Source organism: Saccharothrix sp. DSM 118769, from assembly GCF_052936295.1.
Genome location: NZ_CP193627.1, coordinates 326233 through 338772, shown reverse-complemented (window position 1 = coordinate 338772; position 12540 = coordinate 326233). Strand labels below are relative to the sequence as shown.

The window sequence follows — 12540 nt, the reverse complement described above, 5'->3', positions numbered from 1 at the left end:
TCAGTTACCCGATTGAGACCTCGGCGTCCGCATTCACTCGTCCCGGTGGGGATCGGTGGGCGTCCGGCAGCAGTGCTCCAGCCACAGGGCGGCCCCGACGAGCAGCGCGGAGCACACCACGCCGACGGTCCCGCTGACCGTGTCGTGCTCGGCCGCCGCGAACTCGTCGCGCGCCGGCAGCACGTGCACCAGCAGCCCGGCCCACGCGCCCAGCATGATCGCGCCCAGCAGCGACGACGCCTTGGCCAGCGCCACCGCCCGCGCGGCCGTCAGCGGCTCCACGGGCCGCGCGCCGGGCTTGCGCAGGATGCGCGCGCGCAGCGAGAAGGCCAGCCACCCGTTCACCGCCGCGATCACCAGCAGGGTGAACCCGGCGAACGTCGGCAGCGGCGGCAGGGTCGAGTAGGAGAGCCGGACCAGCAGGTGCACGACCAGTCCCGCGACGAGCGCGGCGACGGCCAGATCACGGGGCTTGGTGAACCTCACCCCACCATCGTCCCCGAACCACCCGTCCGGTGTGGACGCGCCGCCCACCCCGACCCCGGCCGGCCTCACCCCAGCGTCAGGTCGTCCCGCCGCGCCACGCCCGACAGGTCCAGCCCCGCCACCAGGTCCGCCACCGGGCCGTGGCCGGGCAGCACGGCGTCCGGCTCCACGTCCAGCCACGGCACCAGCACGGTGGCGCGCTCGTGCGCCCCGGGGTGCGGCAGCAGCAGCGACGGGTCGTCCGACCGCACGCCGTCCACGGTCACCACGTCCACGTCGAGCGTGCGCGGCCCCCAGCGCTGCCGCCGCACGCGGCCCGAGGCGTCCTCCAGCGACTGCCCGCGCCGCAGCCACCCCCACTCGTCGCACGGGCCGGAGACGACGAGGACGGCGTTGAGGAAGTCGTCCTGGTCGGTCACGCCCCACGGCGCGGTCTCGTACACCGGGGACACCGCCACCAGGAACCCGGCGAAGCCGTCGACCGCCTGCCGCAGGAACCCGAGCCGGTCGCCCAGGTTCGAGCCGATCGACAGCACGGCCCTCGTCACCGGGTCCGCCGCACGGTCACCGACACGTCCGCGAACGTCAGCGGGATCGGGGCGGACGGCTTGTGCACGGTCACCTCCACCGCCTCCACGCGCAGGTCGGTGAGCACCTCGTCGGCGACCTTGCCCGCCACCGTCTCGATCAGGTCGTACGGGCCGCCGGCCACGATCGCGGCCGTGCGCTCGGCCAGCTCGCCGTAGTGCACCGTCTCCCGCAGGTCGTCGGTCGCCGCCGCCCGCGACAGGTCCAGCCACACCGTGACGTCGACCAGGAAGTCCTGGCCGTCGCGCTTCTCGTGCTCGAACACGCCGTGGAAGCCGCGCACCCGCAGGCCGCGCAGCGAGATCCGGTCAGGCACCGCCCGCCCTCCACGCCCCGGCCACGGCCACCGCGTCCAGCGTCCGGCCGACGTCGTGCACCCGCACGCCCCACGCCCCGTTGAACGCCGCCAGCGCCGACACGGCCGCCGTCGCGTCCTCGCGCCCGTCGGGGTTCCGGCCGCCCAGCAGCGCGCCCAGGAACCGCTTGCGCGACGCGCCGACCAGCACCGGGAACCCGAGCGAGAGCAGCGCGTCCAGGCGGTGCAGCAGCTGCCAGTTGTGGCCCGCGTCCTTCGCGAACCCCAGTCCGGGGTCGAGGACCACGTCGTCCGCCGACACGCCCGCGGCGAGCGCCACGTCGACCTGCCGGGACAGCTCGTCCCGCACGTCCTTCACCACGTCGTCGTACACGGCCAGCTCGTTCATGGTCCGGCTGTGCCCGCGCCAGTGCATCAGCACGTACGGCACGCGCGCCTCGGCGACCACGGACACCATGCCCGGGTCGGCGAGCCCGCCGGACACGTCGTTCACGATCGACGCGCCCGCCTCCAGCGCCGCCGCCGCCACCCCGGCCCGCGTGGTGTCCACGCTGACCGGCACGCCCTCCGCGACCAGTGCCGCGACCACCGGGGCGACCCGCGCCGCCTCGACGTCCGCGGGCACCCGCTCCGCTCCGGGGCGGGTCGACTCGCCGCCCACGTCCACCAGGTCCGCGCCCCGCCGGTGCAGGGCCACGCCGTGCGCCACCGCGTCGTCGAACCCGAGGTAGCGGCCACCGTCCGAGAAGGAGTCGGGGGTGACGTTCAGGACGCCCATCACCACGCAGCGACCCGGTCTGGGCAGGCTCACCGCAACCGTCCCCGGATCAGCTCCAGCGCCTCCGCCCGGGAGGTGGACGAGCTGCGGAAGATGCCCCGCACGGCGGACGTCGTGGTCCGCGACCCGGCCTTGCGCACGCCGCGCATCCCCATGCACAGGTGCTCGGCCTCGATCACCACGATCACGCCGCGCGGCTCCAGCCGCCGCACCAGGGCGTCGGCGACCTGCGACGTCAGCCGCTCCTGCACCTGCGGTCGCTTGGCGTACAGGTCGACGAGCCGCGCGAGCTTCGACAGGCCGGTCACCCGGCCGTGCTCGTTCGGGATGTAGCCGACGTGCGCGACGCCGTGGAACGGCAGCAGGTGGTGCTCGCAGAACGAGTACATGGGGATGTCGGTGACCAGCACCAGCTCCTCGTGCGACTCGTCGAACGTCTTCGCCAGCACGCTGTCCGGGTCCGTGTAGAGGCCCGCGAACAGCTCGCGGTACGCCCGCGCCACCCGGGCCGGGGTGTCGCGCAGGCCCTCGCGCTCGGGGTCCTCGCCGCACGCGAGCAGCAGCTCGCGCACGGCGGCCTCGGCGCGCTTCTGGTCGAAGGGGCGGCGCGCGAGACCGGCCCCCCCGTTTCCGGAGAGGCCGGTCTGGTCGATCTCGGTCACGTGCGGTTGTCCGGGTCCGACTCGAAGTTGCGCTTGCCCGCCTCGGCGTCCGTCGGTTCCGGCTGCCAGGGCGGCTGGGTGACGTTCCCGCCCGGCGCGGTGGCCGGGGTCCAGCCGGGGGGCGCGCCGTAGTTCGGCGGGCCCGACGACGGGTGCTGCGGGGGCTGGTACGGCTGACCCGGCGCGGCCGGCGTCGCCGGGTACGGCGACCCGTTGCTGCCGTTCGCGGTCGGGATCGGCGCGGTCTGACCGGCCTGGTAGCCGGGCGCGGCCTGGCCGGGCTGGTAACCGGGCGCGGCCTGGCCGGGCTGGTAACCGGGCGCGTTCGGCCCGTTCGGGCTGACCGGCGGCGCGGGCGCCGGGTCCGGCACCGAGGGCTCCGCGTCGCGGACGTCCTCGATGGCGGGCGGCCACGGCTCGCCGCGCTCCTTGGCCAGCTCGGCGGGGGTCTTGACCGGCGGCTTGTCCGACGGTGTGCGGGTGCCGAACTCGTTGAACTTGGTGATCCGCGGCCGCTTCTCGACCGAGGCGAAGACCCGCTCCAGGTCCTTCTGGTGCAGGGTCTCCTTCTCGATCAGTTCGAGGGTGAGCGCGTCGAGCACGTCGCGGTAGGTGTTGAGCACCTCGTACGCCTCGGTGTGCGCGGCCTCGATCAGCTCGCGGACCTCCTCGTCGATCTCGTGCGCGACCTCCAGCGAGTAGTCGGCCTGCCGGCCCGCCGTGCGGCCCAGGAACGGTTCACCCTGCTCCTGGCCGTACTTGACGGCGCCCAGCCGGGCGGACATGCCGTACTCGGTGACCATCGCGCGGGCGATCTTGGTGGCCTGCTCGATGTCGTTGGACGCGCCCGTGGTCGGCTCGTGGAACACCAGCTCCTCGGCGGAGCGGCCGCCCAGCGCGAACACCAGCCGGGCGATCATCTCCGACCGGGTCATCAGGTCCTTGTCCTCCTCGGGCACGGACAGGGTGTGACCACCCGTCCGGCCGCGGGCCAGGATCGTGACCTTGTAGACCGGGTCGATGTCCGGCATGGCCCACGCGGCCAGGGCGTGCCCGGCCTCGTGGTACGCGGTGATCTTCTTCTCCTTCTCGGAGATGATCCGGCTCTTGCGGGCCGGACCGCCGATCACGCGGTCGACGGACTCCTCCAGCGCGGCGCCGTTGATCACCGTGCCGTTGTGGCGGGCGGTGAGCAGGGCGGCCTCGTTGATGACGTTCGCGAGGTCCGCGCCGGAGAACCCGACGGTGCGCTTGGCCAGGCCGTCGAGGTCCGTGTCGGGGGCCAACGGCTTGCCCTTGGCGTGCACGCGCAGGATCTGCTTCCGGCCCTTGAGGTCGGGCGCGGACACCGGGATCTGCCGGTCGAAGCGACCGGGGCGCAGCAGCGCGGGGTCCAGGATGTCGGGCCGGTTGGTGGCCGCGATCAGGATGATGCCGCCGCGCGAGTCGAAGCCGTCCATCTCGACCAGCAGCTGGTTGAGGGTCTGCTCGCGCTCGTCGTGGCCGCCGCCCATGCCGGCGCCGCGGTGGCGGCCGACCGCGTCGATCTCGTCGACGAAGATGATGCAGGGCGCGTTCTGCTTGGCCTGCTCGAACAGGTCGCGGACGCGCGAGGCGCCGACACCCACGAACATCTCGACGAAGTCGGAGCCCGAGATCGAGTAGAACGGCACCCCGGCCTCGCCGGCCACGGCGCGCGCGAGCAGCGTCTTGCCGGTGCCGGGCGGGCCGTAGAGCAGCACGCCCTTGGGGATCTTCGCGCCCAGCGCCTGGTAGCGGCCGGGGTTCTGGAGGAAGTCCTTGATCTCGTAGAGCTCCTCGACCGCCTCCTCGGCGCCCGCCACGTCGGCGAACGTCGTCTTGGGCATGTCCTTGGAGAGCTGCTTGGCCTTGGACTTGCCGAAGTTGAGGACGCGGTTCCCGCCACCCTGGGCGTTGTTCATCATCCACATCAGCAGGAGCAGCAGCAGGCCCAGCGGGACCAGGTACAGCAGGATCTGCGTCAGGAACGAGTCCTGGGTGACCTTGGTCTCGACGACCGGCTCGTTGCGCGCCTCGTCGAGGATGGTGAAGATCTCGTCGGTGGAGCTGGCCGGGAACTGGGCCCGCACGCGGTTGCTGCCCTCGACGGTCACCCCATCGTTCAAGGTCAGCTTGAGCTGTTGCTCCTTGTCCTCGATCGTGGCTTCCTTGACCTGACCGTCCCGGATCTGTTGCAGTGCCTGGGACGTCTTGATCTGGGTGTAGCCCCGATCGGTGTCGAAGAGCACGCTGAAGGCGTAGAAGAGCAACAACCCCGCCACGATCCACAGCAGCGGGTTGCGAAGCAGGCGCTTGCGGTCCATGCACTTACGGCCGGCGGGCGGCCTCGACCCTCCCTGACTTGACGACGGGCGCAGACGGGCTCACCCGTCCGACCAGCCTACCGCCCGGGAGCCGGGCGAAGCGCTCCGCGTGCGGGCCCATCGCGTCTTGCCGGACCAACGGGCGAACCCCCTCCGGTGTTCCCGCGGGACCGCCGGCCGTAACCGGGAACACGGAACGCAGGTCAGCGCGGTCCGGTGGGGAGCGGGCGGGACGGTGAACCGAGGGCCCCTCATCCCCGTAACACTTACTGGGGGTGACGCGTTACTAGCAGGTAGGGACCATGTGAGGACCACTCGGGTGACGTGAGACACGAGAGTTTGTCATGTGAGTGGCACATGTCATCCTCGGAAGTCACGGAGTGTTCCTCGCACACCCGAAAGGGTGAACACCAACCGAAGGTACCGAGAGTATGTCAGCTCGCACCCGGCACAGCCGACCCGGACGCCTGCGCCGCGTCCTCATGCCCCTCGGGGCGCTCCTCGGCGTGGTGGCCGCCGCCGGCGTCACCGTCGTGGCGCTGCGGGCGACCAGCGGACCCGAGTGCGACGGCACCCTGCCGCTGAAGATCGCCGTCACGCCGGCGATCGAGGAGGTCGTGCGGGGTGCGGCCGACGACTACCAGACCGGTCAGCCCGTGGTGGACGGCAAGTGCGTGCAGGTCCAGGTCGAGGCGCGCGGCGCCGCCGACGTGTCCAAGGAGCTGCCCACCGCCCAGATCAACCCGCCCGCGCTGTGGGTGCCGGACTCGTCCATGTGGGCGGCCGAGACCCAGCGCCAGGCCGGTGACCAGGGCGCGGACGCGCCGCGGCTGGACATCTCCGACTCGCTGGCCTCCTCGCCCCTGCTCATCGCGGGCTCCGAGACGGCCATGACCGACCTGGGCTGGCCCCTCTCGCCGGTGAGCTGGTCGAGGGTCGTGGACCCCCGGGTCACCGTGGCGCTGAGCGACCCGACCACGTCCACCGAGGGCCTGGCCACGCTCGCGGTCATCCGCGCGCAGCTCGGCAACCCCGACGGCACGCCGAAGCCCGAGCTGATCGGCGCGCTGCTGCGGGTCGGCCGTGACGCGCTGCCGTCCGTGCGCGACGCGTTCGGCAAGGTCGCGCAGGGCGCCGACGACGCGCCGGTGTTCACCGCCTCCGAGCAGTCGGTGCTGTCCGCGAACCGGAACGCCGGGTCGCGCCGGGTCGTCGCCTCCTACCCGGCGGAGGGCACGATCTCGTTCGACTACCCCGTGGTGCGGGTGAGCAGGCCGGGCGAGCAGGCGGGCACGGCGAAGGCCGCCGAGGACTTCGAGCGGGCCCTGCGCGCCGGCCGCACCGCACAGCGGTTGGCCGAAGCGGGCTTCCGCACGACCGACGGCAAGGCCCCGCAGGGGTGGACCAACGAGGAGGACGGCGTGCGCGGCGACGACGTCGCCCTGCTCAGGACGCCCACCCCGGAGCAGGTCTCCGAGCTGCTGGGCACGTGGGGCGCGGTCAGCCTGGACACCCGGCTGCTGGCCGTGCTGGACGTGTCCGGCTCGATGGCCGAGAAGACGAGCGACGGCTCCACCCGCATCGAGGCGGCCCGCGAGGCCGCGCTCACCGCCCTGGGGATGCTGCCGGACACCTCGGAGATCGGCCTGTGGGCGTTCTCCACGGACAAGAAGCCGCCGAACGACTGGATCGAGCTGGTCCCGATCGGCCCGCTCGGCGAGCCGATCGGCGGCGCGCCGCGGCGCGTGCAGCTCCAGAAGGGCGCGGGCACCCTGCCGCAGCTGGTCGGCGGCGGCACGTCGCTGAACGAGACGGCGCTGGCCGCGTTCCGGCACGTGCAGCAGGGCTACGACCCGGGGAAGATCAACTCGGTCACGCTGATCACCGACGGCAGCAACGACGACATCTCCAGCATCGACCTGCCCGCCCTGCTCGCGACGCTGAAGGCCGAGGTCGACCCGGCCCGCCCGGTACCGATGATCATGGTGGGGCTGGGCGCGGACGCCGACATGGACGCGTTGCGGCGGATCGCCGACGCGACCGGCGGCAAGGCGTACCAGGCCATGGAGCCCGGCGACATCCGCGGCGTGCTGCTGGACGGCATCTCGCAGCGCAGGTGCCGCCCGAACTGCTGACGTGACCGGGGAGGGGCGTTCCCACCTGCGCGAACAGGTGCGGACGCCCCTCCCCCGCACGGGTCAGCCGGAGTAGACCTTGGGGTCCAGGGTGCCGATGTGCGGCAGGTCCCGGTAGCGCTCGGCGTAGTCCAGGCCGTAACCCACCACGAACTCGTTGGGGATGTCGAAGCCGACGTACTTCACCGGCACCTCGACCTTCACCGCGTCGGGCTTGCGCAGCAGCGTGCACACCTCCAACGACCGCGGCCGGCGCGACGCGAGGTTCTTGAGCAGCCAGGACAGCGTCAGGCCCGAGTCGATGATGTCCTCGACGATGAGCACGTCGCGGTCCGCGATGTCCCGGTCGAGGTCCTTGAGGATGCGCACCACGCCGGAGGACGAGGTCGACGAGCCGTAGGAGCTCACCGCCATGAACTCCAGCTGCACCGGCACCGGCAACGCCCTGGCCAGGTCGGTCATGAACATCACCGCGCCCTTGAGCACGGTGATCAGGACCAGGTCGTTCCCACCGTCGGCCGGGTAGTCAGCCGCGACCTTGTCGGCCAGCTCGGTGACCTTGTCGCTGATCTCCTGCTCGGTGATGAGCACGGAACTGATGTCGCCGTCGTACACGGACGGTTCCCCTTTTGTCATGACTGCACTGGTTCCACTTGCAGCCTGCCATGCGCGCGGCGCGCCACAAAGCCACCGGGCAACCACACGCCGCCTTGACCTCGCCAGTCGCTCACCAGGGCGTCCACCCTGCGCAGGTGCGAGTCGGACAACTCGGGCACGTCCTCCTGGAGCAGCCACCGCCGCAGCACGCGCCGCCGCAGGGCCGTCGGCAGGTGCTCGACCTCGACCACCGCGCAGCAGTCGCCGTCGAACGCCTGGGCCAGCTCGTCCAGCGCGTCGTTGTCCTCCCGCAGCTGGGCGGCGGTGCGGGCGAGCGCGTCCGCGACCCCGCCGTTCAGGACGTCCTCCAGCAGCGGCAGCACCTCGTGGCGCAGGCGGACCCGGGTGAAGCGCGGGTCGTCGTTGTGCGGGTCGTGCCACGGGACGAGGCCCAGCTCGGCGCACGCGGCGGCCGTCGTGACGCGCGACACGCCGAGCAGCGGCCGGCCCCACGGCGGGTCGTGCGGCCTCATGCCCGCGATGCTGCGCGGACCCGAGCCCCGGCCGAGGCCCAGCAGCACCGTCTCGGCCTGGTCGTCGCGGGTGTGGCCGAGCAGCACCAGGCCGCGCTCGGGCCGCAGGGCCGCGTACCGGGCCCGGCGGGCGGCGGCCTCAGGACCACCCGGACCGGTGACCTCCACCACCCGGACCTCGGCCGCCAACCCCAGGTCGCGGCACGTGCGCGCGGCCCGTTCGGCGACCTCGGCCGACCCGTCCTGGAGCCCGTGGTCGACCACGACGGCGCGGGCCTCGGTCAGCCTCGCCGTGACGGCGGCCAGGGCGAGCGAGTCCGCGCCGCCGCTGACCGCCACGGCGACCCGCTCGGGTCGGTGCTCGTCGAGGAACCGGCGCACGGCCGTGCGGACCTCGGCGACCGGCCCGTTCCCGGTCACGGTCGGACGCGGCGCAGCCAGGCTGCCGGGTCGGTGATCTCGGCGCGGGTCGGCAGCGTCTCCGGCCCGCTCCACACGGTGTTGAACCGCTCCATGCCGACGGCGTCGACGACGTGCCCGGTGAACGCGGCGCCCTCGGCGTACTGGCGGACCTTGGCCTCCACGCCGAGCAGCGTGCGCAGGACGCGGTCGAGCACGCCACCGCCCTTGCGGCGGGCGGTGAAGCGCTCCCGGATGGTCAGCACCGACGGCACGACGTCCGGGCCCACGGCGTCCATCACGTGGTCGGCGTGGCCCTCCAGCAGCGTCGACAGGGCGATCAGCCGGTCGAGCACCTCGCGCTGGCCGGGCGACTGGAGCAGGTCGATGATGCCGTCCGCCTCGCGCAGCCGCTTCGGCAGGTCGCGCAGGCGGGGCGAGCCGCCCTCGTCCATGCCGGCCAGCAGCTCGGCGACCTGGCCGGAGAAGTGCTCGGCGAGCCACGGCACGGCGGTGAACTGGAGCCGGTGCGTGCCCTCGTGCAGGCACACCCACATGCTGAAGTCCTCGCCCGGCACGTCCAGGGCGCGCTGCGCGCCGACGATGTTCGGGGCGACCAGCAGCAGCCTGCCGCCGTCGGAGAACGGGTCGTACTGGCCGAGCACCCGGCCGCTGAGGAACGCCACGACCACGCCCGCCTGCACGCCCGCCGTGCCGGCGAGGAGGCCGCCGAACGCGCCGGTCTGCTGGGGCAGCGCGCCGTCGGTCAGCGCGGCGAGCCCCTGCACGGCGGCCCGCACCCAGCCGGGGCGGTCCACCACCTCGCCGGGCTTGAGCGGCAGGCCGTGCCCGAGCCCGGTCAGCTCGCGGACGTGCACCTCGGCGTCCACGGCCAGCTCGCGCAACCGGCCGACCGCGACGTCCGCCTCGGCTCTGGGCACCACCGGTCCGGGCCGCACGAGCCTGGTGGCGGTCGTGACGGCCAGGTCCCAATCGACCGGTGCACCGCGGTCCTGCCGCGTCGTTTCCTGCTGCGTCGCCGGGTTCACCCCCCCGACGCTACCTGCGCCCCACCCGCAACAACACTCCCGCGAGAGTCCAACCCCCAGGCCTCGAGAGTCCAACGCCCAGGTCTCGAGAGTCCAACGCCCAGGCCCCCTGAGTTCTACGTCCAGGTCACCCGCGCGGGGCCCTGAACGTAGAACTCGTGGGTCCCGAACGTTGGACTCTCAGGTCTTGAGCGTTGGACTCTCAGGTCTTGAGCGTTGGACTCTCGGGGCCTGGGCGTTGGACTCTCGCGGTCAGCAGCCGCAGGCGCGGAGGGCCGCGACCATCTCGTCCAGGGCGCCGCGCACGGCCGTGCCGTCCTGGGTGCTCTGGGACATGAACGCGAACACGACGAGCCCGCCGTCGCCGTCGACCACCACGCCGGCCAGCGAGTGCACGCCGCTCAACGTGCCCGTCTTGCCCCTCGCCCACCCCTTCGCGGACGCCCCGGCCTCCTGGAAGCGGGCCTCCAGGGTGCCGCTGCCGCCCGCGACCGGCAGGGCCGTGAGCAGCGGTCGGAGCTTCGCCGTGCGCTCGTCGGACGCGTCGGGCTTGGCCGCCGCGGTGAGGATGTCGGCGAGCAGCCTCGCGGGCAGCTTGTTGTTCGGCGACAGGCCGCTGCCGTCCACGAACGTCGCCGTGGCCAGGTCGAACCCGTTCTCGGTCAGCACGTCCCGCACGGCCTGCGCGCCGCCCGCGAACGACGGCGCGGCACCCCGCGCGATGGCGACCTCCCGCGCCATCGTGTCGGCCAGCACGTTGTCCGAGTTCTGCATCAGGTTCTCGACCAGCCGGTCCACCGGCGCGGACTTCACCTCGCCCAGCACCTTCGCGCCCGCGGTCGCCGTGCCCGGCGCGACGGGGGCGGTCACGCCCAGCCGCTGGGCCAGGGCGGTCGCCGCGTCGGCGGCGGGCGCGGAGGTGCGCGGCGTGTCGAGGAGCTTCGGCTTGCCGCGCCCGCCGTCGAGCATCAACGGCTGGATCGGCGCCACGTACCCGAAGGGCACGTCGCTGGGGTCCCAGCCGGGCGCGAGGCCCTCGCCGGTGTACCGCGACGCGTCGAACAGCACCTGCGTGACGGGACCGGTCGCCCTGACCTGCGCCACCAGCTCGTCGAGGGTCGGCGCGCCGGGGTAGACGGTGGTCTCCCCGACGGGCAGCGAGGACAGCGTCGGGTCGCCGCCGCCGACCAGCACGACGGTGCCCGGCTGCGGCCCCTGCACGACCTTGGTGGAGAACTGCGCCGTGTGGTCGAGCGAGAGCAGCGCGGCGGCCGAGACGAGGACCTTGGTGGTGGACGCGGGCGTGGCCGGGGTCGTCTCGCCCTGGTTCCACAGCGCCTGCCCGGTGGCCGGGTCGACCACGACGCCGGTCAACGGGGTCAGCAGCGGGTTGGCCGCCGGTCCGGTCAGCGCGGCCTTCACCCCGGCGGCGGTGGGCGCGGGGCCGTCCGCGCCGATGCCCTTGACCGACAGCGTCACGGGCGCGGGCGGCGGCGCGGCGGCGGTCGTCGCGGCGGGCGTGCGGTCGAACCAGCCCCGCTGCGCGCCGACGAACCCGGCACCGGCGAGCGCCAGCACGAGCAGCACCACGACCGCGAGCACGAACGGCTTCTTGCGGCGCCTCGCCCTCGCCGGAGCAGCCTCGGCGGGCGACGCGGCGGAGGGCGGGGCGGACGACGCGGCGGGCGCCGGACCGGACCGGGCCGGCGGGGCGGAAGGTGCGTTTTCTTCACGTTCCGTGATCGGTTCAGGAACCGGTCCAGGTTCCGACTTGATCTCGGTCGGCCGCTCGCGCGGGTGCCCCGGCGGGGCCGGGGCGGGCCTCGGCGGGACCGGCGCCGACGTCGGCGGCACGGGCACCGGGATGCGCATGGTGGGCGGGTCAGGGCGTCTGACCTGCACCGTCGGCGGCTCGCGCGGCACGTCGTCGCCGTCAACGGTCGGCCACGATGGCTCGTCGGGCACGCAGTCCTCCGCAGTCGAGTACGGGCAACGTCACACCCCGTGCAAGGGGTTGACGAGACGTCGTAGTCCACACTAGTGGCGTAACGAACGGCGAAGACGAGCGAGGACCGCGCAGTGGAGTTCGACGTCACGATCGAGATCCCCAAGGGGGTCCGCAACAAGTACGAGATGGACCACAAGACGGGGCGCATCCGGCTGGACCGCACCCTCTTCACGGCCACTCAGTACCCGGCGGACTACGGGTTCGTCGACGACACCCTGGGTGAGGACGGCGACCCGCTCGACGCGCTGGTCCTGGTCCAGGAGCCGACGTTCCCGGGCTGCCTGATCCGCGCCCGCGCCATCGGCATGTTCCGGATGACGGACGAGAAGGGCGGCGACGACAAGCTGCTCTGCGTCCCGGCGGAGGACCCGCGCTCGGAGCACCTGCGCGACATCCACCACCTCAGCGAGTTCTACCGGCTGGAGATCCAGCACTTCTTCGAGGTCTACAAGGACCTGGAGCCGGGCAAGAGCGTCGAGGGCGCCACGTGGGTGGGCCGCACCGAGGCCGAGGCGGAGATCGTCCGCTCCTACCAGCGCCTCAAGGACGCGGTCGCCCGCGGTGAGGACCACTGATCCGCTGACGACGAGGAGAGGCCCACCCCGCGCGGGAGTGGGCCTCTCCTGTTTCACCCGGTCGAGTGC

The 12540-nt window shown here is 73.1% G+C and carries 12 protein-coding genes; 2 read left to right on the top strand and 10 right to left on the bottom strand.

The annotated features are described in order from the left end of the window. Positions 1 to 33: 33 nt before the first annotated feature. The 6 genes from ACRAKJ_RS01675 to ftsH form a co-directional block, all read right to left on the bottom strand. Positions 34 to 486 (bottom strand): DUF3180 domain-containing protein, encoded by a 453-nt coding sequence (locus ACRAKJ_RS01675; protein ID WP_438922287.1) that lies wholly within the window; start codon positions 484 to 486, stop codon positions 34 to 36. Positions 487 to 551: 65 nt separating this feature from the next. After that, positions 552 to 1034, bottom strand: a complete 483-nt coding sequence (folK, locus tag ACRAKJ_RS01670) for a 2-amino-4-hydroxy-6-hydroxymethyldihydropteridine diphosphokinase (RefSeq protein ID WP_438922288.1) — start codon at positions 1032 to 1034, stop codon at positions 552 to 554. Next, a complete protein-coding gene (gene folB, locus ACRAKJ_RS01665) occupies positions 1031 to 1390 on the bottom strand; it encodes a dihydroneopterin aldolase (protein WP_438922289.1) in 360 nt (119 codons plus the stop codon). The genes folK and folB overlap by 4 nt, the downstream gene beginning before the upstream one ends. Continuing rightward, positions 1383 to 2168 (bottom strand): dihydropteroate synthase, encoded by a 786-nt coding sequence (gene folP / locus ACRAKJ_RS01660; RefSeq protein WP_438922309.1) that lies wholly within the window; start codon positions 2166 to 2168, stop codon positions 1383 to 1385. The genes folB and folP overlap by 8 nt, the downstream gene beginning before the upstream one ends. Before the next feature lie 29 nt (positions 2169 to 2197). Next, positions 2198 to 2821 carry a GTP cyclohydrolase I FolE gene (folE, locus tag ACRAKJ_RS01655; RefSeq protein WP_438922310.1) on the bottom strand — a complete coding sequence of 208 codons (624 nt, stop codon included), beginning with the start codon at positions 2819 to 2821 and terminating at the stop codon, positions 2198 to 2200. Positions 2822 to 2826: 5 nt separating this feature from the next. Beyond that, positions 2827 to 5175: an ATP-dependent zinc metalloprotease FtsH gene (ftsH, locus tag ACRAKJ_RS01650; RefSeq protein ID WP_438922290.1), complete on the bottom strand. Its 2349-nt coding sequence runs from the start codon at positions 5173 to 5175 to the stop codon at positions 2827 to 2829. Between the two features lie 431 nt (positions 5176 to 5606). Here ftsH and ACRAKJ_RS01645 point away from each other — a divergent pair, with 431 nt between their 5' ends. After that, positions 5607 to 7310, top strand: a complete 1704-nt coding sequence (locus ACRAKJ_RS01645) for a substrate-binding and VWA domain-containing protein (RefSeq protein WP_438922291.1) — start codon at positions 5607 to 5609, stop codon at positions 7308 to 7310. A gap of 63 nt (positions 7311 to 7373) precedes the next feature. On the opposite strand, the gene hpt is transcribed toward ACRAKJ_RS01645, so the two are convergent. The 4 genes from hpt to dacB all read right to left on the bottom strand — a co-directional run bounded on the left by hpt (position 7374) and on the right by dacB (position 11490). Beyond that, entirely contained in the window at positions 7374 to 7925 is a 552-nt protein-coding gene (gene hpt / locus ACRAKJ_RS01640) for a hypoxanthine phosphoribosyltransferase (protein WP_438922311.1), read from the bottom strand. 17 nt (positions 7926 to 7942) lie between these two features. After that, complete coding sequence (gene tilS / locus ACRAKJ_RS01635) at positions 7943 to 8860, bottom strand: tRNA lysidine(34) synthetase TilS (RefSeq protein WP_438922292.1); 918 nt, start codon at positions 8858 to 8860, stop codon at positions 7943 to 7945. Then, on the bottom strand, positions 8857 to 9888 hold the full coding sequence (locus tag ACRAKJ_RS01630; RefSeq protein ID WP_438922293.1) for a zinc-dependent metalloprotease: 1032 nt from the start codon (positions 9886 to 9888) through the stop codon (positions 8857 to 8859). Before ACRAKJ_RS01630 ends, tilS begins: the two co-directional genes overlap by 4 nt. Before the next feature lie 252 nt (positions 9889 to 10140). Next, entirely contained in the window at positions 10141 to 11490 is a 1350-nt protein-coding gene (gene dacB, locus ACRAKJ_RS01625) for a D-alanyl-D-alanine carboxypeptidase/D-alanyl-D-alanine endopeptidase (RefSeq protein WP_438922294.1), read from the bottom strand. 477 nt (positions 11491 to 11967) lie between these two features. Between dacB and ACRAKJ_RS01620 the strand changes: the two genes are divergently transcribed. Then, positions 11968 to 12471: an inorganic diphosphatase gene (locus tag ACRAKJ_RS01620; protein WP_309110360.1), complete on the top strand. Its 504-nt coding sequence runs from the start codon at positions 11968 to 11970 to the stop codon at positions 12469 to 12471. The last annotated feature ends 69 nt before the right edge of the window (positions 12472 to 12540 follow it).